3 protein-coding genes are annotated in these 1,147 nt (G+C 74.8%); 1 reads left to right on the forward strand and 2 read right to left on the reverse strand.

Annotation, left to right across the window (positions count from 1 at the left end; all coding sequences use genetic code 11):
• On the reverse strand, nt 1–228 hold a 228-nt coding region (locus PROKR_RS31715), incomplete at its 3' end, for an NTP transferase domain-containing protein (RefSeq protein WP_157602283.1).
• Nucleotides 229–316: 88 nt separating this feature from the next.
• Nucleotides 317–835 carry a nucleoside deaminase gene (locus PROKR_RS19270; RefSeq protein WP_036965857.1) on the reverse strand — a complete coding sequence of 173 codons (519 nt, stop codon included), beginning with the start codon at nt 833–835 and terminating at the stop codon, nt 317–319.
• Between the two features lie 110 nt (nt 836–945).
• On the opposite strand from PROKR_RS19270, the gene PROKR_RS31720 reads away from it, so the two are divergent.
• On the forward strand, nt 946–1,147 hold a 202-nt coding region (locus tag PROKR_RS31720; RefSeq protein WP_036965859.1), incomplete at its 3' end, for a DUF2332 family protein.

Raw genomic sequence — 1,147 nt, forward strand, 5'->3', positions numbered from 1 at the left:
GACCACGGACGTCGCGTCGGACAGCGCCAGCCGCTCGGCCTCGTCGGCCCGCGCGCCCAGCACCACGACGACGTCCGCACACCCGCCGTCGACCAGCGCCTGGCAGGCGAGCTCGAGCCAGGGCGTGCCGCCGTCGCTGCGGGCCAGCGCCTTGGGCATGCCGAACCGGCTGCCCGCGCCGGCCGCGAGCACGATGCCGACCGTTGTCGTGCTGTTCCTGGCGTCCATGGCCTTCTCCGTCCTGCCCGGCGTCGGCCGGGTGCATCGCCGTAAAAGTACAGGACAGGGTCGGTTCCGGGGATCCCCCCGCCGCGCCTCAGTACGGCACGCGCGCGGTGTGCTCGCGCCAGGCCTCGAAGGGCTCACCGGCCCGTTCGATCCGGTGCTCGACGACGGGGTTGGGCCACGTCGACCGGTCGCGGTCGAGCAGCTCGTAGAACTCGCGGTCGTCGAAGCCGGCACGCTCGGCGTCGTGCCGGTCCGCGGCGAACACCACGCGGTCGACCCGCGCCCAGAGCGCCGCGGAGAGGCACAGCGGGCACGGCTCGCACGAGGCGTACAGCGTGGTCCCGGCCAGCGAGAAGGTGCCGAGCTCCTGGCAGGCCGCCCGGATCGCCACCACCTCGGCGTGCGCGGTGGGGTCGAGGTCCCGGGTCACCCGGTTGCCGGCGGCCGCAATCTCGGCGCCGTCGCGCACGACGACGGCCCCGAAGGGACCACCGCCGTCGGCCACGTTCCGGGACGCGACCTCGACGGCGCGGGCGAGCCACGCGGCGTCCTCGGGGCCGACCGAGGCCCGGGACGGTGTGCCGGAGGTGTCGGGTGCGCTGCTCACTCCTCGATGCTCGCACTGCTGCGTTTCAACGGCGTTCCCAGGAGGTGACCTGATCGAAACGTCCGTTTCACCCGGGTTGCGCTGGGACCCGGGCCGCTAGCGTGAGCCGGATGGAGACCGCCGCCGTCTACGCGCACTTCGCCCTGAGCCAGGCCCGGAACGGCGGGTCACCGACGTACGAGGACTGGGCGTCCGGGGTCGCCGCCGACCCGGAGGTGTGCGCGCTGCTCGACACGCTGCCCGAGCCCAAGCGGCAGCCCAACCTGCTGTTCGCGGCGGCCCGGCTGGCGGGGGCGCCGGCGGGCGCCTGGG

The sequence above is a fragment of the Promicromonospora kroppenstedtii DSM 19349 genome (assembly GCF_000515355.1).
Classification (GTDB): domain Bacteria; phylum Actinomycetota; class Actinomycetes; order Actinomycetales; family Cellulomonadaceae; genus Promicromonospora; species Promicromonospora kroppenstedtii.